The sequence below is a fragment of the Mycobacterium sp. NTMscope_MAC_12 genome, from assembly GCF_976985675.1.
On sequence record NZ_CDRJYY010000001.1, the window covers coordinates 4504668 to 4530502 of the forward strand.

The 25835-nt window shown below is 67.7% G+C and carries 25 protein-coding genes; 5 read left to right on the plus strand and 20 right to left on the minus strand.

Annotation, left to right across the window (positions count from 1 at the left end; all coding sequences use genetic code 11):
• Position 1 precedes the first annotated feature (1 nt).
• The 3 genes from mftC to mftA are packed head-to-tail and all read right to left on the minus strand — an operon-like array spanning position 2 to position 1625.
• A complete protein-coding gene (gene mftC / locus AC0KS4_RS20835; protein WP_238956832.1) occupies positions 2 to 1213 on the minus strand; it encodes a mycofactocin radical SAM maturase in 1212 nt (403 codons plus the stop codon).
• The gene (gene mftB, locus AC0KS4_RS20840) at positions 1210 to 1551 is read right to left on the minus strand and encodes a mycofactocin biosynthesis chaperone MftB (protein WP_238956833.1); all 342 of its coding nucleotides are present in this window, start codon (positions 1549 to 1551) and stop codon (positions 1210 to 1212) included. Before mftB ends, mftC begins: the two co-directional genes overlap by 4 nt.
• Positions 1536 to 1625 (minus strand): mycofactocin precursor MftA, encoded by a 90-nt coding sequence (mftA, locus tag AC0KS4_RS20845; RefSeq protein ID WP_007773607.1) that lies wholly within the window; start codon positions 1623 to 1625, stop codon positions 1536 to 1538. Before mftA ends, mftB begins: the two co-directional genes overlap by 16 nt.
• 102 nt (positions 1626 to 1727) lie before the next feature.
• Here mftA and mftR point away from each other — a divergent pair, with 102 nt between their 5' ends.
• Positions 1728 to 2321: a mycofactocin system transcriptional regulator gene (gene mftR, locus AC0KS4_RS20850; protein ID WP_225330085.1), complete on the plus strand. Its 594-nt coding sequence runs from the start codon at positions 1728 to 1730 to the stop codon at positions 2319 to 2321.
• Positions 2318 to 3364 (plus strand): DUF2332 domain-containing protein, encoded by a 1047-nt coding sequence (locus AC0KS4_RS20855; protein WP_238956834.1) that lies wholly within the window; start codon positions 2318 to 2320, stop codon positions 3362 to 3364. Before mftR ends, AC0KS4_RS20855 begins: the two co-directional genes overlap by 4 nt.
• Here AC0KS4_RS20855 and AC0KS4_RS20860 read toward each other — a convergent pair.
• Complete coding sequence (locus AC0KS4_RS20860; RefSeq protein ID WP_225330070.1) at positions 3361 to 4221, minus strand: aldo/keto reductase; 861 nt, start codon at positions 4219 to 4221, stop codon at positions 3361 to 3363. The two genes, AC0KS4_RS20855 and AC0KS4_RS20860, sit on opposite strands and share 4 nt — an antisense overlap.
• 538 nt (positions 4222 to 4759) lie before the next feature.
• On the opposite strand from AC0KS4_RS20860, the gene AC0KS4_RS20865 reads away from it, so the two are divergent.
• The gene (locus AC0KS4_RS20865) at positions 4760 to 5587 is read left to right on the plus strand and encodes an inositol monophosphatase family protein (protein WP_238956835.1); all 828 of its coding nucleotides are present in this window, start codon (positions 4760 to 4762) and stop codon (positions 5585 to 5587) included.
• A 14-nt stretch (positions 5588 to 5601) separates the two neighbouring features.
• Here the strand turns inward: AC0KS4_RS20865 and AC0KS4_RS20870 are convergent, their stop codons facing one another.
• The 9 genes from AC0KS4_RS20870 to AC0KS4_RS20910 all read right to left on the minus strand — a co-directional run bounded on the left by AC0KS4_RS20870 (position 5602) and on the right by AC0KS4_RS20910 (position 14861).
• Entirely contained in the window at positions 5602 to 6789 is a 1188-nt protein-coding gene (locus AC0KS4_RS20870) for an FAD-dependent oxidoreductase (RefSeq protein WP_238956836.1), read from the minus strand.
• A 25-nt stretch (positions 6790 to 6814) separates the two neighbouring features.
• The gene (locus tag AC0KS4_RS20875) at positions 6815 to 7642 is read right to left on the minus strand and encodes a mycofactocin-coupled SDR family oxidoreductase (protein ID WP_238956837.1); all 828 of its coding nucleotides are present in this window, start codon (positions 7640 to 7642) and stop codon (positions 6815 to 6817) included.
• Between the two features lie 91 nt (positions 7643 to 7733).
• Positions 7734 to 8564, minus strand: coding sequence for an SHOCT domain-containing protein (locus AC0KS4_RS20880; protein ID WP_238956838.1), 831 nt, complete (start codon positions 8562 to 8564; stop codon positions 7734 to 7736).
• Between the two features lie 110 nt (positions 8565 to 8674).
• Positions 8675 to 9433, minus strand: coding sequence for a PE family protein (locus tag AC0KS4_RS20885; protein ID WP_275254205.1), 759 nt, complete (start codon positions 9431 to 9433; stop codon positions 8675 to 8677).
• Between the two features lie 182 nt (positions 9434 to 9615).
• Positions 9616 to 10806: an elongation factor Tu gene (tuf, locus tag AC0KS4_RS20890; RefSeq protein ID WP_083065829.1), complete on the minus strand. Its 1191-nt coding sequence runs from the start codon at positions 10804 to 10806 to the stop codon at positions 9616 to 9618.
• Between the two features lie 111 nt (positions 10807 to 10917).
• Positions 10918 to 13023: an elongation factor G gene (gene fusA / locus AC0KS4_RS20895; protein ID WP_238956839.1), complete on the minus strand. Its 2106-nt coding sequence runs from the start codon at positions 13021 to 13023 to the stop codon at positions 10918 to 10920.
• 81 nt (positions 13024 to 13104) lie between these two features.
• Positions 13105 to 13575 (minus strand): 30S ribosomal protein S7, encoded by a 471-nt coding sequence (gene rpsG / locus AC0KS4_RS20900; RefSeq protein WP_008260850.1) that lies wholly within the window; start codon positions 13573 to 13575, stop codon positions 13105 to 13107.
• Complete coding sequence (gene rpsL / locus AC0KS4_RS20905; RefSeq protein WP_007767794.1) at positions 13575 to 13949, minus strand: 30S ribosomal protein S12; 375 nt, start codon at positions 13947 to 13949, stop codon at positions 13575 to 13577. Before rpsL ends, rpsG begins: the two co-directional genes overlap by 1 nt.
• A 267-nt stretch (positions 13950 to 14216) precedes the next feature.
• Positions 14217 to 14861: a TetR/AcrR family transcriptional regulator gene (locus AC0KS4_RS20910; RefSeq protein ID WP_225328301.1), complete on the minus strand. Its 645-nt coding sequence runs from the start codon at positions 14859 to 14861 to the stop codon at positions 14217 to 14219.
• A 195-nt stretch (positions 14862 to 15056) separates the two neighbouring features.
• Between AC0KS4_RS20910 and AC0KS4_RS20915 the strand changes: the two genes are divergently transcribed.
• Positions 15057 to 15434: a DUF3060 domain-containing protein gene (locus AC0KS4_RS20915; protein WP_225328302.1), complete on the plus strand. Its 378-nt coding sequence runs from the start codon at positions 15057 to 15059 to the stop codon at positions 15432 to 15434.
• Between the two features lie 47 nt (positions 15435 to 15481).
• Positions 15482 to 15970, plus strand: a complete 489-nt coding sequence (locus AC0KS4_RS20920) for a DUF3060 domain-containing protein (RefSeq protein ID WP_238956840.1) — start codon at positions 15482 to 15484, stop codon at positions 15968 to 15970.
• 15 nt (positions 15971 to 15985) lie between these two features.
• Here the strand turns inward: AC0KS4_RS20920 and AC0KS4_RS20925 are convergent, their stop codons facing one another.
• The 7 genes from AC0KS4_RS20925 to AC0KS4_RS20955 all read right to left on the minus strand — a co-directional run bounded on the left by AC0KS4_RS20925 (position 15986) and on the right by AC0KS4_RS20955 (position 25794).
• Complete coding sequence (locus AC0KS4_RS20925; RefSeq protein WP_238956841.1) at positions 15986 to 16753, minus strand: crotonase/enoyl-CoA hydratase family protein; 768 nt, start codon at positions 16751 to 16753, stop codon at positions 15986 to 15988.
• Positions 16750 to 17469, minus strand: coding sequence for a PaaX family transcriptional regulator C-terminal domain-containing protein (locus tag AC0KS4_RS20930; protein ID WP_238956842.1), 720 nt, complete (start codon positions 17467 to 17469; stop codon positions 16750 to 16752). Before AC0KS4_RS20930 ends, AC0KS4_RS20925 begins: the two co-directional genes overlap by 4 nt.
• 2 nt (positions 17470 to 17471) lie before the next feature.
• Complete coding sequence (locus AC0KS4_RS20935) at positions 17472 to 18410, minus strand: crotonase/enoyl-CoA hydratase family protein (protein WP_238956843.1); 939 nt, start codon at positions 18408 to 18410, stop codon at positions 17472 to 17474.
• Positions 18407 to 20035 carry an acyl-CoA dehydrogenase family protein gene (locus tag AC0KS4_RS20940; RefSeq protein WP_238956844.1) on the minus strand — a complete coding sequence of 543 codons (1629 nt, stop codon included), beginning with the start codon at positions 20033 to 20035 and terminating at the stop codon, positions 18407 to 18409. Before AC0KS4_RS20940 ends, AC0KS4_RS20935 begins: the two co-directional genes overlap by 4 nt.
• A gap of 47 nt (positions 20036 to 20082) precedes the next feature.
• Positions 20083 to 20922, minus strand: a complete 840-nt coding sequence (locus tag AC0KS4_RS20945) for a CE1 family esterase (protein ID WP_238956845.1) — start codon at positions 20920 to 20922, stop codon at positions 20083 to 20085.
• Positions 20923 to 20949: 27 nt separating this feature from the next.
• Positions 20950 to 21705, minus strand: coding sequence for a deoxyribonuclease IV (locus AC0KS4_RS20950; RefSeq protein WP_238956846.1), 756 nt, complete (start codon positions 21703 to 21705; stop codon positions 20950 to 20952).
• Between the two features lie 138 nt (positions 21706 to 21843).
• Positions 21844 to 25794, minus strand: a complete 3951-nt coding sequence (locus AC0KS4_RS20955) for a DNA-directed RNA polymerase subunit beta' (protein WP_238956847.1) — start codon at positions 25792 to 25794, stop codon at positions 21844 to 21846.
• Between the last annotated feature and the right edge of the window lie 41 nt (positions 25795 to 25835).

The window sequence follows — 25835 nt, forward strand, 5'->3', positions numbered from 1 at the left end:
GTCACACCGGGCTTTCATTGCACAGGCGCGCCGGTGGCGCCGCCGGCGTGATCGTCGGTGGCCGCAGCGACAGCGTGAGCGGCACCGGCTGGCGGATGCGCTTGCCGCGGGAGTGGTCGGCGCGGGGGCGCGGGGTCTCGCGGTCGTGCGCCAGCGCCGACGCGCTGTGTCCCTGGACGCATTCGGGGTCCGGCCCGTCCAGCGGCAGGCCGGTGAAGAACTTGGCGGCCATGCAGCCGCCCCGGCAGCTGTCGTAGTGCCCGCAGCTGCCGCACGCGCCCGCCGACTGCGGCTCGCGCAGCTCGCGGAACAGCGGGGCGTTCTTCCACACGTTGTCAAAACCACCGTCCGACAACACGTTTCCGGCCAGGAAGCGGTCATGGATGGCGAACGGGCAGGCGTACACGTCGCCGACCGGGTCGATCAGGCATACGACGCGGCCAGCGCCGCACATGTTCAGGCCGGCCAGCGCACCGGATTGGCCGAGCGGGGCCAGGTGAAAGAAGGAGTCGCCGGTGAGCACCCGCTCCCCCTTGGCGACCAGCCAGTCATACAGCTGGACCTGCTGGTCGGCGGTCGGGTGCAGCTCTTCCCAGACGTCGGCGCCGCGCCCGGACGGGCGCAGCCGGGTGATCCGCAGCGTGGCACCGTAACGGCTTGCCAGCGCGGCGAACTCGTCGAGCTGGTCGACGTTGTGCCGGGTGACGACCACGGAGATCTTGGCGTCTTTGAAGCCGGCGTTGGCCAGATTCTCCAGCGCCCGCACCGCCATGTCGAACGACCCGGGCCCGCGCACGGCGTCGTTGACCTCGGCGGTGGCGCCGTCCAGCGAGATCTGCACGTCGACGTAGTCGCTGGCCGCCAACCGCGCGGCGACCTCGGGCGTGATCCGGACGCCGTTGGTGGAGAACTTGACGCCGACGTGGTGGGCGGTCGCGTAGTCGACGAGTTCCCAAAAGTCCGGGCGCACAGTGGGTTCCCCACCACCGATGTTGACGTAGAACACCTGCATGCGTTCCAGCTCGTCGATGATCTCCATGCACTGACGGGTGGACAGCTCGCGCGGATCCCGCTTGCCCGACGACGAGAGGCAGTGCACGCAGGCCAGGTTGCAGGCGTAGGTGAGCTCCCAGGTGAGGCAGATGGGCGCGTCGAGCCCGTGCTCGAATTGCTCGATCAGCCGCGGTACGGCCGCTTGGGGCGGTGCGGTCATTGATGGTCCTCTCGGGGCACCAGCATCTTGGAGTCGACGAGCACACCCAACGCGTGCAGGTAGGGACCCTGCGCGGCGTCGTCGACGCCCGCCGCGCGACAGGCGGAGCGGACGTCGGGGTGGTCGGCCAGCGACTGCACCACCGTGAGGATGGTGCGGTTCTTCAGGAATGACAGCTTGCGGGTGCCGAAGTGATAGAGCAGCGCGCCGAACGGTTCGGGCCGCACCGCCACCTGCGGGTGCAGTCGCCAGCCGCGATCAGGATCGAACACGGTGTCGCCGGCGGGGCGAGCCGTGTGAGCCTGCGCGGGCGCAGGCACGGTCAGTAGACCCCGCACATGCCGTCGATGGATACCTCTTCGACCAGGGTCTCGGTGACGAGTTGGGTGTCGGTTTCGGTCTCGTGGTCCACGGGGCCTTGCCTTTCGTCGGGTCTTGACAACGATGGGGTCTGAGTCACACTCGCCGCCAGAATATGGCATCGAGTGCCGAAATGGAAGGGCGGGGTCTGAAGATGCCGCAGCCGCGGGTGGGCAGGCGCCGCTCGACCACGCCCGCCCACATCACCGATGTGGCCATCGACCTGTTCACCGCCCGCGGTTTCGCCGACGTGAGCGTCGACGACGTCGCCCACGCCGCCGGCATCTCCCGCCGCACGCTCTTTCGCTATTACGCGTCCAAGAACGCCATCCCGTGGGGCGATTTCGACACTCACCTCGCCCACCTCCGGGACCTGCTCGACAACGTGGATTCCCGGGTGGGCCTGGGCGATGCGCTGCGCGCAGCGTTGTTGGCGTTCAACACCTTTGACGAATCCGAGACCGCCCGCCACCGCCAGCGCATGCGGGTGATCCTGCAAACCGCTGAGCTGCAGGCCTATTCGATGACGATGTACGCCGGCTGGCGCGAGGTGATCGCCGGGTTCGTGGCCCGCCGTTGTGATTGCAAGACAACCGATCTGCTTCCGCAGACCGCCGCCTGGACGATGCTGGGCGTGGCGCTGTCGGCCTACGAGCACTGGCTGAGCGATGAATCCGTCCCGCTGCCGGTGGCCCTGGGCAATGCCTTTGACGTGGTCGGCGCCGGGTTGAACGAGCTGGACAGTTGAGCGTCGAGCACCTGGCGCACACGCTGCGAGCCCAGGGCAGGTTCTGCGCCTCGTCGGGCTCCGCGATGTACGGCGACCTGTTCGAGCTGGTGGCCGCCGACGTCGAAGCCGGCGGCGTGTTCGCGAGCATCTTGTCCGGGCACCGCGACGCCCCCTCGCGCGACGCGGTGCCCCTTCGGCTGCTCGGCGGGCTGCACCGGCTGGTGCTCGACGGACGGGCGGCGCACCTGCGGCGCTGGTATCCCAGCACCGGCGGGACCTGGAACGCCGGATCGGCCTGGCCCGAAATCCGCGACACCGCGACCGGTCACACCGACGCGCTGCGCGCGGCGTTGGATCAACCACCGCAGACCAACGAGGTGGGCCGGTCGGCCGCACTGATCGGCGGATTGCTGCACATCAATCAATTCGGTTTGCCCATCCGGCTTTTCGAGATCGGATCCAGTGCGGGGCTGAACTTGCGAGCGGACCATTACCGCTACCGGTTCGCCGGGGGCCAGTGGGGCCCGCCCGACTCGCCGGTGGCGATCGATGACGCGTGGCGCGGCGCGCTGCCGCCCGGGCGCGACGTGCGCATCGTCGAGCGGCACGGGTACGACATCGCGCCCGTCGATGTCGGCGACACCGACGGAGAGATGACCGTGCTGAGCTACGTCTGGCCCGACCAGGGCGCCCGGCTTGCCCGGCTGCGCGGGGCCATCGAGGTTGCCCGACGGGTCCCGGCCCCGCTCGAGCGCCAGACGGCGGCCAGCGCGGCCGCCGGCCTTCGGCTGGCCGACGGCGCGCTGACCGTCCTGTGGCATTCCATCACCTGGCAATACCTGTCGGCCGACGAACGCGACGCGGTGCGCGCTCACGTGAACTCGCTGGCCGCGCAGGCGGATACGCGTTCACCGTTCGCCCACCTCGCGATGGAGCCCGCACGCTCCGGCCCCGGCACCCCGATCCGATTCGAGGTGCGGGCCCGCAGCTGGCCGGGCGGCGAGCCGCGCGTTCTGGGCGAATGCCACCCGCACGGCCCGCCGGTGCACTGGCGGTCCTAGGTCCCCATGAAGGTCATCGGATCGTGCAGCACCCGGGTGCCGTCATGCAATCCGTCGATGGCCTCCATGTGCTCGGGCTCCAGGGTGAAGTCGAACACGTCCAGGTTCTGGGCGACGCGCTCGGGCTTGGACGACCGCGAGACGACCACGTTGTCCAATTGCAGGTTCCAGCGGACCAGCACCTGCGCCGGCGTGCGGCCGTACTCGGCGGCGATGGCCGTCACGGTCGGATCCTCGAGCATTTTGCCGACGCCCAGCGGGCTGTAGGACTGCGTCGTGACGTCGTGCTGGGCGTGCGCCTGGCGCAGATCGGCCTGGTTGAGGCGCGGGTGCAGCTCGACCTGGTTCACGGCGGGCACCTCGGCCGTCTCCTCGATGACGTTCGTCAGCAGTTCCTCGGTGAAGTTGCAGACGCCGATCGAGCGGACGTGCCCCTCGTCGCGGGCGACCTTCATGCCCTCGAAGCTCTCCACATACTTGCCCAGCTTCGGCGCCGGCCAGTGGATCAGGTACAGGTCGAGGTAATCCAGCCCAAGACGGTCCAAGCTCTCCTTGCACGACTCCTGGGCACTCTGGAAGCCCTGCCTCGACGTGCCCAGCTTGGTGGCGACGAACAACTCCTCACGCGGGATGCCCGACGCGGCTATCGCACGCCCGACGGCTTCTTCGTTTCCGTAGGAGGCAGCGGTGTCGATGAGGCGGCAGCCAGCCTCCAGGGCCGCGAGTACCGAGCTTTCCGTCTCCACATCGGACAACTTGGCTACTCCCAAGCCAAGTACGGGCATCTTCGCCTCGTCGTTGAGAGCGACGGTCGGAATCGCGCTGGAAGCGCTGTATATCTCATCAATCACTGTCACTTGTCAATCACCTGCCTGCCAAGTTTGGGTGCTGGGTTATCTGGATTAGAACGATTCAGTGGCAGCGGTTAAGCCGAGCGGTTTAACGCCAACCCATTGCAGTGCAAAGGTTCCCAACATCGTTCGCTTGGAGACAGTAACGGAGCACGGCAAGCGATGCACCAAAAGCGGCGATCCAGGGCGTCTCAGCAAAAAATCTGCGGCATCCGAGTTTCGTTTTTCCAGCGCAATAGGTTTCGCAGCGGCGCGCTGGCAATTTTGTGACACCTGCTACAGCCCCGACTCGGTTCCCACGCCCGGGCGTCTCAAAACCTTTCTGGCGAGTGATGTGCATCACCATCGAATTCGGCTGTGCCCCATGCCCAATTCGCGCCAAAGTCCCAGGAGGACGGGGTGCGCCGGCGAAAACATCGGTGGTCTCGGTGTTTTCGATCGACATTTGTCGTCGGCGGGTGCGTGTGACGCGAAATCGCTTACCCCTTATGATCGAAAAGCGCCGAACGCACGCCAACACCGGAAGCGAGGCAAATCCTTCCCCATGAAGACAATGCAAGAGCTTTTCGAAATTGCCTGGCAAGCAACACAAATCGGTGCCGCCACCCTGAAGAAATCACAGCCGAGTTCGGTGCAGCACAAAGGCGACCGTGACCTGGTCACCGACATCGACCTCGCGATCCAGCGCGACATCGCCGACTACCTGGCCCAAACCACACCTGACATCGCGTTACTGGCCGAAGAGTCCGAGCAACAGCCGGACATCGAGACTTCCGAGTGGCTCTGGGTGCTCGACCCCATCGACGGGACCTCGAACTTCGTCCACGGGCTGCCGTTGTGCGCGGTGTCGCTGGCCCTGCTGCGGGGCGGGCGCACCGTGGTCGCCGTCACCCACGCTCCCCTGCTCGGCAAGACCTACCACGCCATCGAGGGCAAGGGCGCGTTCCTCAACGGGCAGCGGATCAACGCCAGCGCCGCCGACAGCCTCAGCGGGGCCATCGTGTCCCTCGGCGACTACGCCGTCGGCCACGACGCCGGCAGGCTGAACGAGCACCGGCTGGCGCTCACCGCCGAGCTGGTGCCGCGCGTCGAGCGCATCCGCATGATCGGGGCGGCGACCCTGGACCTCGCGTTCGTCGCCGAGGGCGCCCTGGACGCCTGCGTGATGATGTCCAACAAGCCCTGGGACACCGCCGCGGGGACGCTGATCGCCCGCGAAGCGGGCGCGCGGCTCACCGACGCGCAGGGCAATCCCCACACCCACAAGTCCTCGTCGACCGTCATCAGCGCGCCGGGCATCGCCGAGCAACTCGCGACGGTCATCCGGAACACCGAGAACACCGGCGACCGCTACGCGGCCGCCGTCGGCTAGTCAAAAGGCGCGGCTCAGCCCAGTATTTCCGAAATGGGGACGGCCGCAGCGATTTTGGCGCGGACCTTCATGACCTTGCCGGGCATCCCGCCGCCGACCACGCCGACCAGGGCCCCGTCGCGTTCGTAGTAGGCCAGGAACTTGCGGCCGTCGTCCTCGACGACGTGGACGACGTCGTCGGCCTCCGGCTCGCCGAGGCACTGGATCTTGACGTCGTATTGGTCGCTCCAGAAGTAGGGGACGACCACCACCGGGGGCACATCCTGTCCCAGCATCGCGGGCACCACGGCGCGGGCCTGATCGGCGACATTGCTCCAATGTTCCACGCGCCCTTGGTGTCCCGTCGTGTCACGCCACGACGCGACATCGCCGAGCGCCCACACGTTCGGCGCGCTGGTGCGTCCGGCCTCGTCGCAGATGACGCCGTTGTCGACGGTGACGCCGCTGCCCTCGAGCCATTCGGTCGCCGGCCGCGACCCGATGCCGATCACCACCAGGTCGGCCGCCAATTCGGTGCCGTCGGTCAACACGACCGCTTCGACATGCGTGTCACCGCGCACCTCCGCCACGCCGACGCCGAGCCGGACGTCGACGCCCTCGGCGCGGTGCAGCCGGGCCACCAGCTCGCCGATCTGCTCGCCGAGCACCGCGGCCAGCGGAGTGGGCTGGGGCTCCACCAGCACCACGTCCACCCCCAGGCTGCGCAGGCTGGCCGCCACCTCGCAGCCGATAAAACCGGCCCCGATGACGACGGCGCGCTGGGCCGAGGACGCGTGCTCGCGCAGCGCCAGGCTCTCGTCGAACGACCGCAGCACCCGGATGCCCTCGAGGTCGGGGATCGCCGGGATGCGTCGCGGGACCAGCCCGGTGGCGATGACGAGTTCGTCGTAGCGCAGCGTCGTTCCGTCGGCGAGCGTCACCGTCTGCGCCGCGGTGTCCAGGCTTTTCGCGGCCGACCCCAGGCGCAGGGTGACGTCGTTCTCGTCGTACCACTCGCGCGGTTTGAGCGCGGTGTCGTCGACCTCTTTGCGCAGCACCTCTTTGGACAGCGGCGGGCGGTCATACGGCAGGTGCACCTCGTCGCTGACGAGCGTGATGGGCCCGGAATACTCCGATTTGCGCAGCTGCTCGGCGGTGCGCGCGGCGGCCAATCCGCCGCCGACGATCACGATTCCGTTGGTGGCGCTTTCGTCACTACTCACGTGGAGTTCTTAGCACGATGGCCGGTCAGTACTTTAGGGCACCCTTATCCACGGGGATCTGCGTGCCGGTGAGTGTGCCCGACCCGTCGCCGGCGAGCCACGCCACGACGTCGGCGACTTCGTCGGCGGTCATGAAGCCGTTGGGCTGCACCGGCATTGGGGGGAAGCTATGCACGAAGCTGGGATGGGCGGCGAAGATCTCCATCATCGCTTCGGGCTCGATCATCGGGGTTTCGACCGAGTACGGATGGATCGAGTTGACCCGGATCCCATATTCGCCGAGCTCGATCGCGAGGGTGTTGGTGAGCGCGGTGAGCCCGTGTTTGCTGGCCGAGTAGTGGCCGTTGCCCGGTGTGGCCTTGAGTCCCGCCGACGAGCTGACCACCACGATGGAACCGCCGTTGCCCGCCTCGATCATCGCGGGCACGGTGGCGCGCAGCGTGCGCCAGGTGCCGGTCAGGTTGACGCCGATCACCGCGTCCCACTGCTCGTCGGTGAGCTCCCAAATGCGGCCCCAGCTCAGCACTCCGGCGTTGGCGACCACGATGTCGAGCCGGCCGAACTGTTCCATCCCGTCGGCCACCAACTGCCGCAGCGCGGCGTCGTCGCGCACGTCGAGGACGCGGGTCAGGATCTTGCGTCCCTGCCCCTCCACCAGGCGCGCGGTCTCGTCGAGGTCCTCGCGGGTGGCGGGCGGGTAGGTCACGCTGGCGGACGCCGGCGCGCAGATGTCGAGCGCGATGATGTCGGCGCCCTCGGCGGCCAGCCGCACCGCGTGCGACCGTCCCTGGCCGCGGGCGGCCCCGGTGATGAATGCCACCCGCCCGTGCAGTGATCCGGCCTGTCCAGCCACGTGTAACCCTTTCGACCGCCGATAGACCAAGCCAGGCTAGCAGCGCAATTGAAACGTGTTCTAATTCACCCGCCGGCCCGGCGGACGAGCCTCAGATTTCGGCGATGATCTGTGCGCGCCGGCTGTTGTATTCCTCGTCGGTGAGCGCGCCGCTGGCGCGCAGATCGTTCAGCTCCTGCAGCCGCGCGGCGATCGAGGGTTCGGGCGGCGTGACGACCGCCGACGGCGCACCCGCCGCCGCCGGTTGGGCGGCCGGCGCCTGCTGTTCGGCGGCCCGGCGCACCACCGCCTGGATCTGCCCGCGCAGCGCCGGGTTCGACCGGATGTCGACCATCCGGTTCAGCGGAATGTTGTTGGCCTTGAGGATCTGCAGGATCTCCATCAGCGGGCCCGCCTGGCCGCTCAGGTCGTAGGTCCGGTTGTCCTCGGCCACCGTGAACTGCGCGGGCATCAGCCCGTTGACCAATGCGCTTCGCTCCCAGTCGATCCGGTATTCGTTGGTGGTCGGGTTGACCAGCACCACCACCTTGCGGGCGTTGAGGTTGCCCAGCCGGGTGACGCTGGCGATCACGCGGTCTTCGCTGTCGAACGGCAGCAGGCCGGGGCCGGCGATGTGCAGGTGCACCTTGACGACCTGCTGGTTGTTGACCCACGTGCCCGTTTCGGTGATGCCGGTGATCTGGGCGAGCGCCAGCACGCCGCTCTGCTCGAGCGCGGCCGCCTTCGCCGACGACTTGGCGCCGTAGTTCGCCAGCGCGAGCGCGATCAACACGTCGGCCACGGTGATGAGCAGGCCGACGTAGAACATCCACTGCAGCAGGTTGTCGAGCCCCATGACGAAGTACACGACCAAGAAAATCGGCCCGACGAGGCCTCCGCACAGCAAAACGACCAACTGTGCCTTCAGGTAGCGCGCTAACACTTGCCCCTCCTCGGCTTGCTGGGGATTTGTGTCAGATTAGCGCCCGGGGTCTCACCGCGAACGCGATACGCGCAAACCGGTTTCGGTCGTCTACCGGCGGGCCGCCGCCATCACGTGAGCTGCTCGGGCGGGACGATCGGCACCCGGCGCACCGGCGGCGCCGCCGACTGTGACGCCGCGGTGGAGTGCGGCGCCGGGGAATGCGGCGCCGTGCGCGGCGACACCGGCAGCGTCGTGGCCGGGGAGGCCTGCGGCGCCACCTCGGGTTGCATCGGCGCGGCGGCCGTGCCGGCCGGTGCCGACGCCGCGGGCGGGACGGTGCTCGGGGAACCGGCCGGTGCGTAGGCCGGCGTCGCCACGCGCGCCGGCCCGGCCGGTGCGGTGGCCGAGGCCAACGTCGCCGAACCCACCGGCGCCGCGGCGACCGGTGTGCCGGCCGGTACCGGTGCGGCGGCCGCGGGGGCCACCGCCGCCGCCAGGGGCCCCGCGGGCGCGGTCGGGGCGGAGGCACCCATGGCGCCGGCCGTCATCGTCGGCACCTGCGCGGCCATCGACGCGGGCCCCGCCGCGGTCTGCAGCGGCGTCGCGTTCGCCGCCTCGGCGGCGGCGTACTGCATCGCGCCGCCGTTCATCAGCTGCACGAACTGGCTGTGGAACGCGGCCGCCTGGGCGCTGAGCGCCTGATAGACCTGGGAGTGGGCGTCGAACAGGGCGGCGATACTCGCCGACACCTCGTCGGCGCCCGGGGCGAGCACCGCCGACGTCGGCCCCATCGCCGCCGTGTTGGCGGAGGTGATCGTCGTCCCGATGCTGGCCAGGTCCGTCGCGGCAGCCGCGACGAATTCGGGAGTCGCTTGAACGAACGACATCGGCACCTCCCCGCCACGCCTCACGGTCACCGAGAACTATGCCGAAATCCTAGTGCAGGGCGCGCGGCGTGCGCACCATTTCCGCGCCGGTCGGGCCCGACGATGCGCACAGCGGACAAAGCCCGGATTGCCGAGTTGGCAATCCGGGCTTTGAACTGACTCAGTACTGACTCAGTAGCGAACTACTTGATGATCTTGACGACCCGGCCGGCGCCGACGGTGCGGCCACCCTCGCGGATCGCGAACCGCAGACCGTCGTCCATGGCGACGGGCTGGATCAGCTTCACCGAGATGTTGGTGTTGTCGCCGGGCATCACCATCTCGGTGCCCTCCGGCAGCGTCACCACACCGGTCACGTCGGTGGTGCGGAAGTAGAACTGCGGACGGTAGTTGTTGAAGAACGGCGTGTGCCGGCCGCCCTCGTCCTTGGACAGGATGTAGACCTGGCCCTCGAACTCGGTGTGCGGCGTGGTGGTGCCGGGCTTGGTCACGACCTGGCCGCGCTCGACGTCCTCACGCTTGATACCACGCAGCAGCAGTCCGACGTTGTCACCGGCCTGACCCTGGTCGAGCAGCTTGCGGAACATCTCCACACCGGTGACCGTGGTCTTGGTGCTGGTCGGGCGGATGCCGACGATCTCGACTTCCTCGTTCACGTTGATCACACCGCGCTCGACACGACCGGTGACCACGGTGCCACGCCCGGTGATGGTGAAGACGTCCTCCACCGGCATCAGGAACGGCTTCTCGGTCTCGCGGACCGGGTCCGGGATCGACTCGTCGACGGCCTCCATCAGCTGCTCGACGGACTCCACCCACTTGGCGTCGCCCTCGAGCGCCTTCAGCGCGGAGACCCGCACCACCGGGGCGTCCTCGTCGAACTCCTGGGCGGCCAGCAGCTCGCGGACCTCCATCTCGACGAGCTCGAGCAGCTCCTCGTCGTCGACCATGTCGGCCTTGTTCAGGGCGACCAGGATGTAGGGCACGCCGACCTGGCGGGCGAGCAGCACGTGCTCACGCGTCTGCGGCATCGGCCCGTCGGTGGCGGCGACCACCAGGATCGCGCCGTCCATCTGGGCCGCACCGGTGATCATGTTCTTGATGTAGTCGGCGTGACCCGGGGCGTCGACGTGCGCGTAGTGACGCTTGTCGGTCTGGTACTCCACGTGGGAGATGTTGATGGTGATACCGCGCTGACGCTCCTCGGGCGCGTTGTCGATCTGGTCGAACGCGCGGGACTCGTTCAGGTCCGGGAACTTGTCGTGCAGAACCTTGGTGATAGCCGCGGTCAGCGTGGTCTTGCCGTGGTCAACGTGACCGATGGTCCCGATGTTGACGTGCGGCTTCGTCCGCTCGAACTTCGCCTTCGCCACTTCTGTGTCCTCCTGGACTAGTTGGTGCTTGTTAAAGCAGTGTTGGTGTTTTCAGTTGTGCCGCGCCCAAGGCATTCCAATGACCCGGCAAGATTACTCCGTCGCCGATGTTTACTGGCCCGTCGCCTTCGCGATGATCTCCTTTGACACGTTCGCCGGCACTTCGGCGTACGAGTCGAAGACCATGGAGTAGTTCGCCCGGCCTTGGGTCTTGGACCGCAGGTCGCCGACGTAGCCGAACATCTCCGACAGCGGCACATGCGCTTTGACGACGCGCGCACCGCTCCGCTCCTCCATGGCCTGGATCTGGCCACGGCGGGAGTTCAGGTCGCCGATCACGTCGCCCATGTAGTCCTCGGGCGTGGTGACCTCGACGGCCATGATCGGTTCCAGGATGACTGGCTGGGCTTGCGCCGCAGCCTTTTTCAGCACCTGCGAACCGGCGATCTTGAAGGCCATCTCCGACGAGTCGACCTCGTGGAAGGCCCCGTCCAGCAGGGTGACCTTCAAGTTGACCAGCGGGTAGCCGGCCAGCACGCCGTATTGCATGGCGTCCTGCGCACCGGCGTCCACCGACGGGATGTACTCGCGCGGGATGCGCCCACCGGTGACCTTGTTCTCGAACTCGTAGGTCGCGCCGTCCTCGCCGTGGAACGGCTCGAGGCTGATCAGCACCTTGGCGAACTGGCCGGAACCACCGGTCTGCTTCTTGTGGGTGAACTCGACCTTTTCCACCGTCCGCTTGATGGTCTCCTTGTAGGCGACCTGCGGCTTGCCGACGTTGGCCTCGACCTTGAACTCGCGGCGCATCCGGTCCACCAGGATGTCCAGGTGCAACTCGCCCATCCCACCGATCACGGTCTGGCCGGTCTCCGCGTCCTGGTGGACCTTGAAGGTCGGGTCCTCCTCGGCGAGCTTCTGGATCGACAGGCTCAGCTTCTCCTGGTCGCTCTTGGTCTTGGGCTCGATGGCCACCTCGATCACCGGGTCGGGGAAGGTCATCGATTCCAGCACGACCTGCTGGTTCGGGTCGCTCAGGGTGTCACCGGTGGTGGTGTCCTTGAGCCCGATCACCGCGTAGATGTGACCCGCCGAGGCCGTCTCCACCGGGTTCTCCTTGTTGGAGTGCATCTGGAACAGCTTGCCCAGCCGCTCCTTCTTGCCCTTGGTGGCGTTGATGACCTGGCTGCCGGAGTCGACCTTGCCGGAGTACACCCGGACGTAGGTCAGCTTGCCGAAGAACGGGTGCGTGGCGACCTTGAACGCCAGCGCGGAGAACGGCTCGTCGGTCGACGGCTTGCGGGTGACCTCTTCGTCCTCCTTGCCCGGCGCGTGGCCGACGGCCGGCGGCACGTCCAACGGCGAGGGCAGGTAGTCGATGACGGCGTCCAGCATGGGCTGCACGCCCTTGTTCTTGAACGCGCTGCCGCACAACACCGGGTAGGCCTCCGAGCTGATGGTCAGCTTGCGGATGGCGCCCTTGATCTCCTCGACCGTGAGTTCCTCGCCGCCGAGGTACTTCTCCAGCAGCGCCTCGTCGGTCTCGGCGACCGCCTCGAGCAGCTTGGTGCGGTACTCCTCGACCTTCTCGGACAATTCGGCCGGGATGTCGATGGTGTCGTAGGTTTCGCCCAGCTTCGTCTCGCCGCGCCACACCTTGGCGTTCATCTCGACCAGGTCGACGATGCCCTCGAAGTCGCCCTCGGAGCCGACGGGCAGCTGAATCGGGATGACGTTGGCGCCGAGGCGCTCCTCCATGGTGCGGACGGAGAAGTAGAAGTCGGCCCCGATCTTGTCCATCTTGTTGACGAAGCAGATGCGCGGGACGTCGTACTTGTCGGCCTGCCGCCAGACCTGTTCGGACTGCGGCTCGACGCCCTCCTTGCCGTCGAACACGGCGACGGCGCCATCGAGAACACGGAGCGAGCGCTCGACTTCCACGGTGAAGTCGACGTGCCCGGGGGTGTCGATGATGTTGATCTGGTTGTCTTTCCAGAAACAGGTGGTGGCCGCGGAGGTGATAGTGATCCCCCGCTCCTGCTCCTGCTCCATCCAGTCCATGGTGGCGGCGCCGTCGTGCACCTCACCGATCTTGTAGCTGATACCGGTGTAGTAGAGGATGCGCTCGGTCGTCGTCGTCTTGCCGGCGTCGATGTGCGCCATGATGCCGATGTTGCGGACCTTGGTGAGGTCGGTCAGCACGTCCTTCTGTGCCACAGAAGTCTTCCCACTCTTTCGATTGCTTAGTTGCTGTCGTTCGCGGTCAGGCCAGCGCCCCGGCGCGCGGGCCGCAGAGACCTACCAGCGGTAGTGCGCGAAGGCGCGGTTGGCCTCGGCCATCTTGTGGGTGTCCTCGCGTCGCTTGACGGCGGCCCCCAGACCGTTGCTGGCATCCAGGATCTCGTTTGCCAGGCGCTCGACCATGGTCTTCTCCCGGCGTTGCCGCGAGAAGCTGACGAGCCAGCGCAGCGCCAGCGTGGTGGACCGATCCGGACGCACCTCGACCGGCACCTGGTAGGTGGCACCACCGACGCGGCGGCTGCGCACCTCCAGGGCGGGCTTGACGTTGTCGAGAGCACGCTTGAGCGTGATCACGGGATCGGTGCCCGTCTTGTCCCGAGCTTGTTCGAGCGCACCATAAACAATGCGCTCGGCGAGCGATTTCTTCCCCTGCAGCAGGACTTTGTTCACCAGCTGGGTGACCAGCTGCGACCCGTAGACCGGGTCATTGACCAACGGGCGCTTCGGCGCGGGCCCCTTGCGCGGCATCAGCTCTTCTCCTTCTTGGCGCCGTAACGGCTGCGAGCCTGCTTGCGGTTCTTGACGCCCTGGGTGTCGAGCGAACCGCGGATGATCTTGTACCGGACACCGGGCAGGTCCTTCACCCGGCCACCACGCACCAGCACCATCGAGTGCTCCTGCAGGTTGTGCCCTTCGCCGGGGATGTAGGCCGTCACCTCAACCTGGCTCGTCAGCTTCACGCGGGCGACCTTCCGAAGCGCGGAGTTCGGCTTCTTCGGAGTGGTGGTGTACACGCGGGTGCACACGCCACGGCGCTGCGGGCTGCCCTTGAGGGCCGCGGTCTTGACCTTGGCGACCTTGTCCCGGCGACCCTTGCGGACCAGCTGCTGAATGGTTGGCATCTACCGGCTTTCTCTGTTCGTGTTCGGCATACTTCTGGCGTCTTCAAGTCTGTGTACTGCAGTTATGTCCGTCCGCGTCACCCCGCGGCCGGGTGTGTCGCATGCGCTGCGCACCGGACTTGAGTCCGATGCATCGTGGACACGCGAATTCGCCCGGCATTCACTTCCTTACGGTTAGGCGCCGTAAGCCGCCAGGCACGAGGAACCACAATACCCGCCGCCCGTCTTGCAGGTCAAAGCGGCGGACCTGCTCGCACCGCGGTGGGGCTAGCCCCTGGCGCCGTCGGGGGCGGTGCGCCGTTCCAGGCCCGCCGCCAGGCGCAGCACCATGTCGGAGAACAGCGCGTCGGTATCGATGTCGTCCATGACACCGGTCATCTCGAGCAACACGAATCCGTGCATCGCGGACCAGAACTCCAGCGCCGCATGGAAGGCTTCGGCGCCGTCGAGACCGTAGGAGGACAGCACGGCGATCACCGGTGCGGCCGCGCCGCGGGTCGCCGCCGCGTACTCGGCGTCTTCTCCACCCAGCGGCATCCGGGTGAAGGCCGAGTAGCGACCCGGGTGATGGTGGGCATAGCTGCGGTACGCGCCCGCCATGACGAGCACCGCGTCGTCGCGGGCGCGGCCCTCGCCCACCCGGTTGAGCATCGTGATGATGTCGTCGATCACCCGAATCCGCACCGAGCGGCGCAAGTCCTCCAGGCTGTCCACGTGGTTGTACAGCGACGGCCCCTTGGTGCCCAGCTGCGTAGCGAGCGCGTTGATGGTCAGGGCGTCCCAGCCCTCGCGATCCAGGAACGTCAGCGCGCCGTCGATGATCCCTTCCCGGCTGAGCTTGGTCGGGCGCGAACCGGGCCGTCCCGCGCGTTGGCGCCCGGCCGCCGACGGCGATTCCGGTTGAGCTGCCATGGCGGTCGCCCTTCGATCGCGGGAACGGGTTGCGGTTAACTAATGACTCTAGTTGACGCCCGTTCAGACATTAATCTCCCGGAGGGGCATGAGCGTCCGGCAAAGGAAGATAAAACCTGCCATCGGGCAGGCAAATGCACGTAATGTCATGCTTGGCTCATTCGAGCCGACGTCCCGTCCAAAAGGGGGCCCGCAGTGAAGTGGACAACTGTCGCCGGGTCGCTGGCCACCTGCGCCATCGCCGTCCTCGCCGGCTTCGTTGCCACGCCGGGGCTTGCGCAGGCCAAGAACGGCGACACCCATGTCATCGGGGAGGACATGGAGCAGACGGTCGACTGCAACGACGCCACGCTGTTGGTCAACGGCACGTTCCTCACCGTGACCGCGCTGGGCAACTGCTACGCCGTGACGGTGATGGGTTCGTCGAATGTGGTTATCGCCGACTCGGTTTCGCATGACATCACGGTGTACGGCCACGACCAGACCGTGCTCTACAAGGGCGGTCAGCCGGCCCTGTGGGACCGCGGCCGCGAATTGGGCATGACCAACCGGCTCCAGCAGGTGCCGGGCTGAGGCACCACACCGACCGGGATCAAACAACGAGAGGGAAACGAAAAGCGATGCGTGTCCATACCTTCGAGCACCGCCGCCGACTGGCCGCATTCGCCTTGGCGCCGGCCGCCGCGGCCCTGATGCTGGCCGGCTGCAGTTCGACCGCCAACCCGCCGGCCGGCTCCTCCACCACGACCACCACGAAGAGCAGCCCGACGACGAGTGCCGGTGCCGCGCCGACGACGGGATCGAGCGGGGCGAGCACCACCGCGTCCATCGAGATCGGGAACACGGTGAACTACGGGTCGATGGGCACCACCACCAACCTCGACTGCGCCAGCGGGAAATCGCTGAACGTGGCCGGTTCGGACAACACACTGACCGTCACGGGCACCTGCGCGACGGCGAACATCGGCGGCACCAACAACAAGATCACGTTCGACAAGGTCGAGACGCGCATCACCGTGCTCGGGATGAACAACACCATCACCTACAAAGACGGTGATCCCAAGGTCGACAACCTCGGCTCGGGCAACACGATCAACAAGGGCAGCTGACCGGCCGAGTTGCCCTCAATCGGCGGACGCGCCGTGCCGTCCCGCGCCCGCGGCGAACCGCCCGGCCCCCTCGTTCGCCTCCGCGGCCACCCGGGAGATGCTGGCGAACTCGAAATCGAGCGCCTCGGATTCCGTTGCCCCCCATTGGTGTAGCGCCGAGAGCCGATCCGAGCGCAGGCACTGCTGCGGCAACGCCGCCAGTCGCGCCGCCAATTCCTCTGCGGCCGGGCGTGATTGGCCCTTGGGGACCACACGATTAGCCAGGCCGATGGCCTGGGCTTCGTCGGCGGACACGGCGCGACCGGTGAGGATCATGTCCATCGCGCGGCTGTGGCCGATCAGCCTCGGCAACCGCACGGTTCCCCCGTCGATCAAGGGGACGCCCCAGCGCCGGCAGAACACCCCGAACACGGCGTCCTCCTCGACCACCCGCAGATCACACCAGATGGCCAGCTCGAGACCGCCGGCGACGGCGTAGCCGCTGACCGCGGCGATGACGGGCTTGGACAGCACCATCCGCGTCGGCCCCATCGGGCCCGGGCCCGTCCGGTGCACGGCGTTGGCCTCGGGTGTTCCGAAAGCCTTCAAATCGGCTCCGGCGCAAAAGGTTCCGCCGTCACCCCACAGTACCGCCACCGACGCCGTGTCATCGCGGTCGAACTCCTCGAAGGCCGCGTACAGCGCGGCCGCCGTCGGGCCGTTGACCGCGTTACGCGCCCCCGGCCGGTCGATGATCACCGTGGTCACCTGGCCGTTGCGCTCGACGCGCACCGGATCGCTCATCTCGCCTCCGCACCTAGTGGTTCGCGCCGCTGCAGCAGCTCAGCGGCGAAGTCGTGGTAGGCCGCCCGCAGCCGGGCCCCGGGCCAGTCGGCCGGCAGCAGTTCGTCGGGCAGGACCGGGTCGGTGAGCAGGTGCCGGACCGTCGCCGCGGCCACCACGAATCGGCCGGGAATGTCCGGCGCGGCGGCCATTTCGTCGAGCAACCGGTGCCCGACCTGCGCCCAGCCGGGCAGGTCCCACAGCCGCGCGGCCAGCTCGGCGGGGTCACCGTCGCGCGCCCACAGCACCCGGACCCTGGCCGTGACGTCGGGGCCGAGCTGCGCGTCGATGTTGTCCGGACGCATCCACACCCCCTCGCGCAACTCTCCGAAGCGCTTGTCGTGCATGGCCGTTCGCAGCGCGGCGCGGGTGCGGGCGTCGTCTCCCACGCTGGTCACGATGAGCGTGATCCACTCCCCGCGCCAGGGCCGCACGCGCGGGTCGATGGCATCGTCCTGGCGCCGCTGGCGGGCGAGCAGTCGATCCGAGAGCCGGTAGCCGTCGGCGTTGCGGACCAGGTCGCCCGCACCGACCATCCGGGTCAGCGCCACTCGCAGCGTCGACTCCTTGATGCCGAAATCGGAAGTGAGCCTGACCAATTCGCTGGCGCGGGCGTGCGCCGGGTGGGCGCCGAGCAACACGCTGAGCACCACCGACCGGGCCGTCATGTCCGGCATGGCTACACTCCGGACGCCCGGCGGCCGTGGTCGCCGAACGGTTCGTCGCGATGCCGCACCGCCTCGCGGAATCCGTGCTCGACCGCGTCGGCGACGAACGCGTGGCCCTCGGGCGTGTGCCGGGCGACGCCGTCGAACACCGTGCTGACCATCCTGCTGGTGGCCACACCCTGTTGCAGCAGAGCGGAATTCAGTGCGAGCTTGACCATGATCAGCTGGTTGACCGGCACCGCGGCGATCCGCTCGACCAGCCGCTCGGTACGCTCGTCGAGGTCCGCGGGATCCGGTGCCTCGACCGCCCATCCCCACTCGGCGGCCTGGGCGCCGGTGATGCAATCGCCGGTGAACAGCAGCCGTTTGGCGCGCTGATCGCCGAGGCGGTGCGCCCACAGTCCGGCGGCCGGCACGCCCCACACCCGGGTCGGCGGGTACCCGATCTTGGCGTCGGCGGCGGCGATCACCTGGTCGGCATGCAGCGCGATGTCGGTGCCCCCGGCCACGCAGTACCCGTGGATCTTGACCACCGTGGGCTTGTCGGCGTGCATCAGGCTGGAAAAGCCCCGCACGAAGCGGCTCATCATCTGGTAGTCGATCATCGGGTCCCACGGCTGATCTGCCAGATGGTTGACCGCCTGGGTCTTTCCGTCCAGCACGGTACCCGCGTACGCGCCGGTGCCGCCGGCCGATCCCGTGCGGTCGGCGTAGGCGCTCAGGTCGAATCCGGCGCAGAACCCCTCGCCGCGACCGGACACCAAGATGACATGGACGTGGGGGTCGAGATCGGCCCGCTCGACCAGCGCCGAGAGTTCCAGCGGCGTGTCCGCGACGATCGCGTTGCCCTTGTCGGGCCGGTTGAACGTGATGCGCGCAACCCGATCGGTGACCTCATAGGTCATCGTCTTGAGGTTGTCGAAGTCGACCGGCCTGATCGCGTGCGTCATCCCTTTACTAGAGCACGCTCGAGGATCGGCGCGAGGTCGAGCCCGTCCGGCATGGTGCCGAACGCGCCGCCCCACCGGCGGTCGAGCCGGGTCGTCAGGAATGCCTCGGCGACGGCCGGGTGCCCGTGGCGCACCAGCAGCGAGCCCTGCAGCGCCAGGCAGATGTCCTCGGCGACCTTGCGGCCGCGGTAGGCGATGGTCTCCAGGTCGGCCAGGTCGGCGCGCAGCCGCCCGACATGGTTGCCCAGGCGCGGGTCCTGACCCGCGCTCTCGGCGATCTCGTCGAACAGCACGTCGACGCATTCGGGGCGAGTCGCCATGGCGCGCAACGTATCCAGCGCGCTGACGTTGCCCGAGCCCTCCCAGATGCCCATCAGCGGCGCCTCCCGGTACAGCCGCGGCATGCCGGAGTCCTCGACGTAGCCGTTGCCGCCCAGGCATTCCAGCGCCTCGGCGGCGTGCGGGGTGGAGCGCTTGCACACCCAGTACTTGCTGGCGGCCAGTCCGATTCGGCGCAGCAGCGCCTCGGTCTCGTCGCCGCGCACGGCCCTGTCGGTGGCGCCGGCCATCCGCATCGCGACCATGGTGGCCGCCTCGGCCTCGACGGCCAGGTCGGCCAGCACGTTGCGCATCAGCGGCTGGTCAATGAGGTAGGCGCCGAAGGCCTTTCGGTGCTGGGCATGGTAGATGGCGCGGGTCAGACCGGTGCGCATGCTGGTGGCGCTGCCCAGGGTGCAGTCCAGCCGGGTGAGGTTGACCATCTCGATGATGGTCGGCACACCGCGGCCCTCCTCCCCCACCAGCCAGGCGATCGCGCCGTCGTATTCGACCTCGCTGGACGCGTTGGCGTGGTTGCCCAGTTTGTCCTTGAGCCGCTGCAAGAACATCCGGTTGCGGGTGCCGTCGGGCAGCACGCGCGGCAGCATGAAGCACGAAAGCCCTTGTGGTGCCTGCGCGAGCACCAGGAAGATGTCGCACATCGGCGCCGAGGTGAACCACTTGTGGCCGGTCAGGCTGTAGGTCCCGTCGGCGTTCGGGGTGGCCTGGGTGGTGCCGGCGCGCACGTCGGAGCCGCCCTGCTTCTCGGTCATCGACATGCCCGCGGTGATGCCCGGTTTGCTGGTGGCCGGCTTGAGGTCCGGGTCGTATTCGCGGGTAGTCAGCAACGGCTCGTAGATACTGGCCAGCTCGGGGTTGTAGCGCAGCGCGGGCACCACGGCATACGTCATCGAGATCGGACAGATGTGCCCCGGCTCGACCGTCCACACCGAGGTCTTGGCGGCCCGGACGACGTGCGCGCCGGGCCGATCGTCGGCCCAGGGCGCGGCGTGCATACCGTGGGAGATCGCCGCGCGCATCAGTTCGTGGTACGCCGGGTCGTATTCGACCTCGTCGACGCGGTGGCCGTTGCGGTCGTGGGTGTGCAGGATGGGCCGGTTGCGGTCGGCGAGCTCGCCCCATCGCTGCGCTTCGCGGCTGGCCGACAGCGCGCCGACCTCGTTCACCTCGTCCAGGCCCCACTCGCCGCCCTCGCGGATCAGGGCCTCGGTGAGCACCGCCGAAGTGGCGGGGTTGTGGTCCTCCAGGGGCGGGACCTGGTTGGTGACGACGTGGGTATCCGACATGCCACCAATGTTACATTTTTCCGACAGTCGCACAAGAGGTGTAATGATCAGCGGGGGTGGGCGGCGAAGAAGTCCCACAGCTCTCGCGTCGCGAAGTCCGGCCACTCGTGGTCGCCCCGGTCCACCGTGACGAGCACGACTCCGCGCCCCTCGGCGCACCCCGCGGTCGACGTGGTAATCAGGCCGTCGGTGGCGGTGGATGGGGCGCCGCACTGATCGACGTTGCGCCAGAACGCATTCACGTTCGGCACCGGCGGTCCGTTGATCACGCTGTACCCCGGCCCGCCGCCGTAGGGCACCAGCTGATCGGCCGTGCCGTGAATGTGCATGACCGACATCGGACGCGGCGACCGGCACGCGTTCAGCTGCGTGCCCGCGACCGGGCCGATCGCCGCGAAGATCTCGGTGGTGCACGCCAGCGTGTAGGACATGATGCCGCCGTTGCTCATGCCGGTGGCGTAGACCTTGGCGGTGTCGATGCCGACGTTCTTGGCGACGTCAGCGACGGCCGCCCTGATGAAACCGACGTCGTCGACGCCCTCGCGTCCAGACCGGCCGCAGCAGGTCTGCCCGTCGACGTTCCAGGCGTGGTCGAGGCCATCCGGGTAGGCGACGACGAACTTGCCCGCATCGGCCAATCCGTCCCACCGGTAGTCTCTTTCGGCTTCCCTGGCGCTGCCCGACACGCCGTGCATCATGACCACCAGCGGGGCCGAGTCCGGCACTCCCGCGGGCTTGTACAGCCGATAGCTGCGATCGAGATCGCCGACCTTGAGGTGGTGGACGCTGGTGCCGGTGACGAAGCCCGACGGCAGGTGGGCGAATCCCGGGAAGCAGCCCGCGACCACCAGGACAACACCCAAGATCGCGGGCAGGCGGCGCAGCATGGATCAAAGGTAAACGCCGGCCCGCCCTCAGCCGCTTGTTTTCTCGCGCAGGAACGCGATGTCGTCCTTGCGGCCCTCGTCGGCGGTTTCGCAGATGACCGGCGCGCCGGCGGCCTTGACCACCGCGGCGAGCAGTTCGGGATCGATCTGCCCGGTGCCGAAGTTGGCGTGCCGGTCGGCGCCCGAGCCCGCCGCGTCCCTGGAGTCGTTGCAGTGCACCAGGTCGATGCGGCCGGTCAGCGCCTTGATCCGGTCGACCGCGTCGATCAGCTGCTCGCCCGCGGCCCAGGCGTGACAGGTGTCCAGGCAGAAGCCAATTCCCTTGTCGCCGATGTGATCCCACAGCCGGCCGATGGTGTCGAAGTGGCGGGCCATCGCGTGGTCGCCGCCGGCGGTGTTCTCCAGGTAGACCTGCACGTCGGTTTCCAGGTAGTCCAGGGCCTTGACCCACCGCTCGAAGCCGGCGTCCATGTCGTTGTCGTCGGCGTGGCCGCCGTGCACGATCACCGCCGTCGCGTTGATCGCCGCGGCCGCGTCGCAGGTGTCCTGCAGAATCTTGCGCGACGGGATGCGGATGCGGTTGTTGGCCGACGCCACGTTGATCAGGTACGGCGCGTGGACATAGAGCGGAATAGTCGACGCCTTCAGCGCCTCGGCGTCGTCACGCGGCTTGGGCTTCTTCCAGCTTTGCGGGTTGCCGAGGAAGAACTGCACCACGTCGGCGCCGTCAGCCTGCGCGGCGGCCAGCGGGTCGTCTTGGTGGACATGCGAACCGATGAGCACGGTGGCCAGTGTAGTGAGGGGTGACGACGCCGGCGAGAGTACGGCTGGCCGCACACTCGAGTCCGAAGGTGAAGCTAGCCGCACACTCGTCGCAACGAAAAAGCCCCGGGCGAAACCCGGGGCTTTTTCGTCGTCGGACTAGCGGTAGTCGCTGTAGCCGTAGTCGTCCAGCGGCACCGCGGCGCCGGTGGCCTGGCCGAAGTCCGGGCTGTAGTACTGATCCTCGTAGGACGGGATCGTGTACGCGGCGGCCCGGGCCTCCTCGGTCGGCTGCACCTGGATGTTGCGGTAGCGGTTGATGCCGGTACCGGCCGGGATCAGCTTTCCGATGATCACGTTCTCCTTCAGACCGTTGAGCTTGTCGCTGCGGCAGTTGATCGCCGCATCGGTCAGCACTCGCGTGGTCTCCTGGAACGACGCCGCCGACAGCCACGAGTCGGTGGCCAGCGACGCCTTCGTGATGCCCATCAGCACCGGACGGCCGGCGGCGGGTTCGCCGCCCTCGGCCACCACCCGGCGGTTCTCCGCCTCGAACTCCGCACGGTCGATCAGCGAGCCGGGCAGGAACTCCGTCGAGCCCGAATCGATGATGGTGACGCGGCGCAGCATCTGGCGGACGATCACCTCGATGTGCTTGTCGTGGATCGACACACCCTGCGCGCGGTAGACCTCCTGGACCTCGCGGACCAGGTGGATCTGCACCTCGCGGGGGCCCTGCACGCGCAGCACCTCGTGCGGGTCGGCCGAGCCTTCCATCAGCTGCTGGCCCACCTCGACGTGGTCGTTGTCGGAGAGCACCCGCTCGGAACCGTCTTCGTGCTTGAACACCCGCAGCCGCTGCCGCTTGGAGAGCTTGTCGTACACGACCTCCTCGCTCCCGTCGTCGGGAACGATGGTGATCTTGTAGAAGCGCTCACCTTCCTCGAGGCGGACCCGCCCGGTGACGTCGGCGATCGGCGCCTTACCGCGCGGGATGCGGGCCTCGAACAGCTCCTGCACCCGGGGCAGACCGCCGGTGATGTCCTCACCGACACCACCCTGGTGGAACGTCCGCATGGTCAGCTGGGTGCCGGGCTCACCGATGGACTGGGCCGCGACGATACCGACGGCCTCGCCGATGTCGACCAGCTTTCCGGTGGCCATGGACCGCCCGTAACAGGTCGCGCACACCCCGGTGCCGGTGGTGCACGTCAGCACCGAGCGCACCTTGATCTGCGTGATACCCGCGGCCAGCAGGGCCTCGATCGACGGGTCACCCAGGTCCTCACCGCGCGCCACGACCACGTTGCCCGCCTCGTCGACCGCGTCGGCGCCCAAAGTCCGTGCGTACGCCGAGGTTTCGATGTACGGGTCGCGGATCAGGGTGCCGTCGGGCTGGCGCTCGGCCAGCTCGACGATGATGCCGCGCTCGGTCTCGCAGTCGTGCTCGCGGACGATGACGTCCTGGCTCACGTCCACCAGACGACGGGTCAGGTACCCGGAGTCGGCGGTACGCAACGCGGTGTCCGCCAAGCCCTTTCGGGCGCCGTGGGTGTTGATGAAGTACTCCAGCACGGTCAGGCCCTCGCGGAACGACGACTTGACCGGACGCGGGATGAACTCACCCTTCGGGTTGGTCACCAGACCCTTCATGCCGGCCAGCGTTCGGGTCTGGGTGAAGTTACCCGTGGCGCCCGAGTCGACGATCGTGATGATCGGGTTGTCGGCCGGGTAGTGCTCACGCAGCGCCTGACCGACCTCGTCGGTGGCTTCCTTCCAGATCTCCACCAGCGCCTCGTTGCGCTCGTCGTGGTTCAAAGCACCACGCTGGAACTGCTTTTCGACCTTTTCGGCCCGCTCCTCGTACTGGTCGAGGATCTCCTTCTTGCGCGGCGGCACGAGCACGTCGGCCATCGACACGGTGACGCCGCTGCGGGTCGCCCAGTAGAAGCCGGCGTCCTTGAGCTTGTCCACGGTCTGCGCGACCACGATCATCGGGTAGCGCTCGGCCAGGTCGTTGATGATCGCGGCCTGCACCTTCTTGTGCATCTGCTTGTTCACGAACGGATAGCCCACCGGCAGCAGCTCGTTGAACAGCACCCGGCCCAACGTGGTCTCGGCCATCCAGGCGTCCCCCGGCTGCCAGCCGTTGGCGCCGAACAGCTCGGCCTCGATCTCGGCGGGCGGGCGCAGCTGGGTCAGCCGCACCTTGATCTTGGCCCGCACCGACAGCACGCCGCGGTCGGAAGCCATGATCGCCTCGGCCGGCGAGGAGTACACCCCGACCTCGGGCTCATCCTTGGCGGCCGCCTTGTATTCGCCCAAGGCAGCGTCGACCTCGGTGGTCAGGTAGTACAGACCGGTCACCATGTCCAGACGCGGCATGGCCAGCGGACGGCCCGACGCGGGCGACAGGATGTTGTTACTCGACAGCATCAGGATGCGGGCCTCGGCCTGCGCCTCGGCGGACAGCGGCAGGTGCACCGCCATCTGGTCACCGTCGAAGTCGGCGTTGAACGCCTCACACACCAGCGGGTGCAGCTGAATTGCCTTGCCTTCCACCAGCATTGGCTCGAAGGCCTGAATGCCCAGCCGGTGCAGGGTGGGGGCGCGGTTCAGCAGCACCGGGTGCTCGGCGATGACCTCTTCGAGGACATCCCACACCTGGGGACGCTGACGCTCCACCATGCGCTTGGCGCTCTTGATGTTCTGCGCGTGGTTGAGGTCGACCAGCCGCTTCATCACGAACGGCTTGAACAGCTCCAGCGCCATCAGCTTGGGCAGACCGCACTGGTGCAGCTTGAGCTGCGGACCGACCACGATGACCGAACGGCCCGAGTAGTCGACGCGCTTACCGAGCAGGTTCTGCCGGAACCGGCCCTGCTTACCCTTGAGCAGATCACTCAGCGACTTCAGCGGGCGGTTACCCGGCCCGGTGACCGGGCGGCCGCGACGGCCGTTGTCGAACAACGCGTCCACGGACTCCTGCAACATCCGCTTCTCGTTGTTGACGATGATCTCGGGCGCGCCGAGGTCGATCAGCCTCTTGAGGCGGTTGTTCCGGTTGATCACGCGGCGGTACAGGTCGTTGAGGTCGCTGGTGGCGAACCGGCCACCGTCGAGCTGAACCATCGGGCGCAGTTCCGGCGGAATCACCGGGACCGCGTCGAGCACCATGCCCATCGGGGAGTTGCCCGACTGCTGGAAGGCGGCGACCACCTTGAGCCGCTTGAGGGCGCGAATTTTCTTCTGCCCCTTGCCGTTCCGGATGACGTCACGCAGGATCTCGGCCTCGGCGTCGATGTCGAAGTTCTCGATCAGCTTCTGGATCGACTCCGCACCCATGGCGCCGGTGAAGTACTCGCCGAAGCGGTCGATCAGCTCGCGGTAGAGGTTCTCGTCGACGATCAGCTGCTTGGGGGCCAGCTTGGTGAAGGTCGTCCAGATCTCCTCGAGCCGGTCCAGCTCACGCTGGGCCCGGTCGCGCAGCTGACGCATCTCACGCTCGCCACCGTCCCGAACCTTCCGCCGTGCGTCCGCTTTCGCGCCCTCGGCCTCCAGCTCGGCCAGGTCGGCCTCGAGCTTTTGGGCGCGGGCCTCCAGGTCGGCGTCGCGCTGGTCCTCAATGGCCTTGCGCTCCACCATCATTTCGGCCTCGAGCGTCGAGAGCTCGTTGTGGCGCATCTCCTCGTCGACCGAGGTGATGACGTAGGCGGCGAAGTAGATGATCTTCTCGAGATCCTTCGGCGCCAGGTCGAGCAGGTACCCCAGCCGCGACGGCACGCCCTTGAAGTACCAGATGTGCGTGACGGGCGCGGCCAGCTCGATGTGGCCCATCCGCTCGCGACGCACCTTGGCGCGGGTCACCTCGACGCCGCAGCGCTCACAGATGATGCCCTTGAACCGGACCCGCTTGTACTTGCCGCAGTAGCACTCCCAGTCGCGAGTCGGTCCGAAGATCTTCTCGCAGAACAGGCCGTCCTTCTCGGGCTTCAGCGTGCGGTAGTTGATCGTCTCCGGCTTCTTGACCTCGCCGTAAGACCATTGCCTGATGTCCTCCGCGGTGGCCAGACCGATTCGGAGTTCATCGAAGAAGTTGACGTCGAGCACGTAACTCCCTTTCCCCTTGCGGGTTTAGTAACTGAAAACGT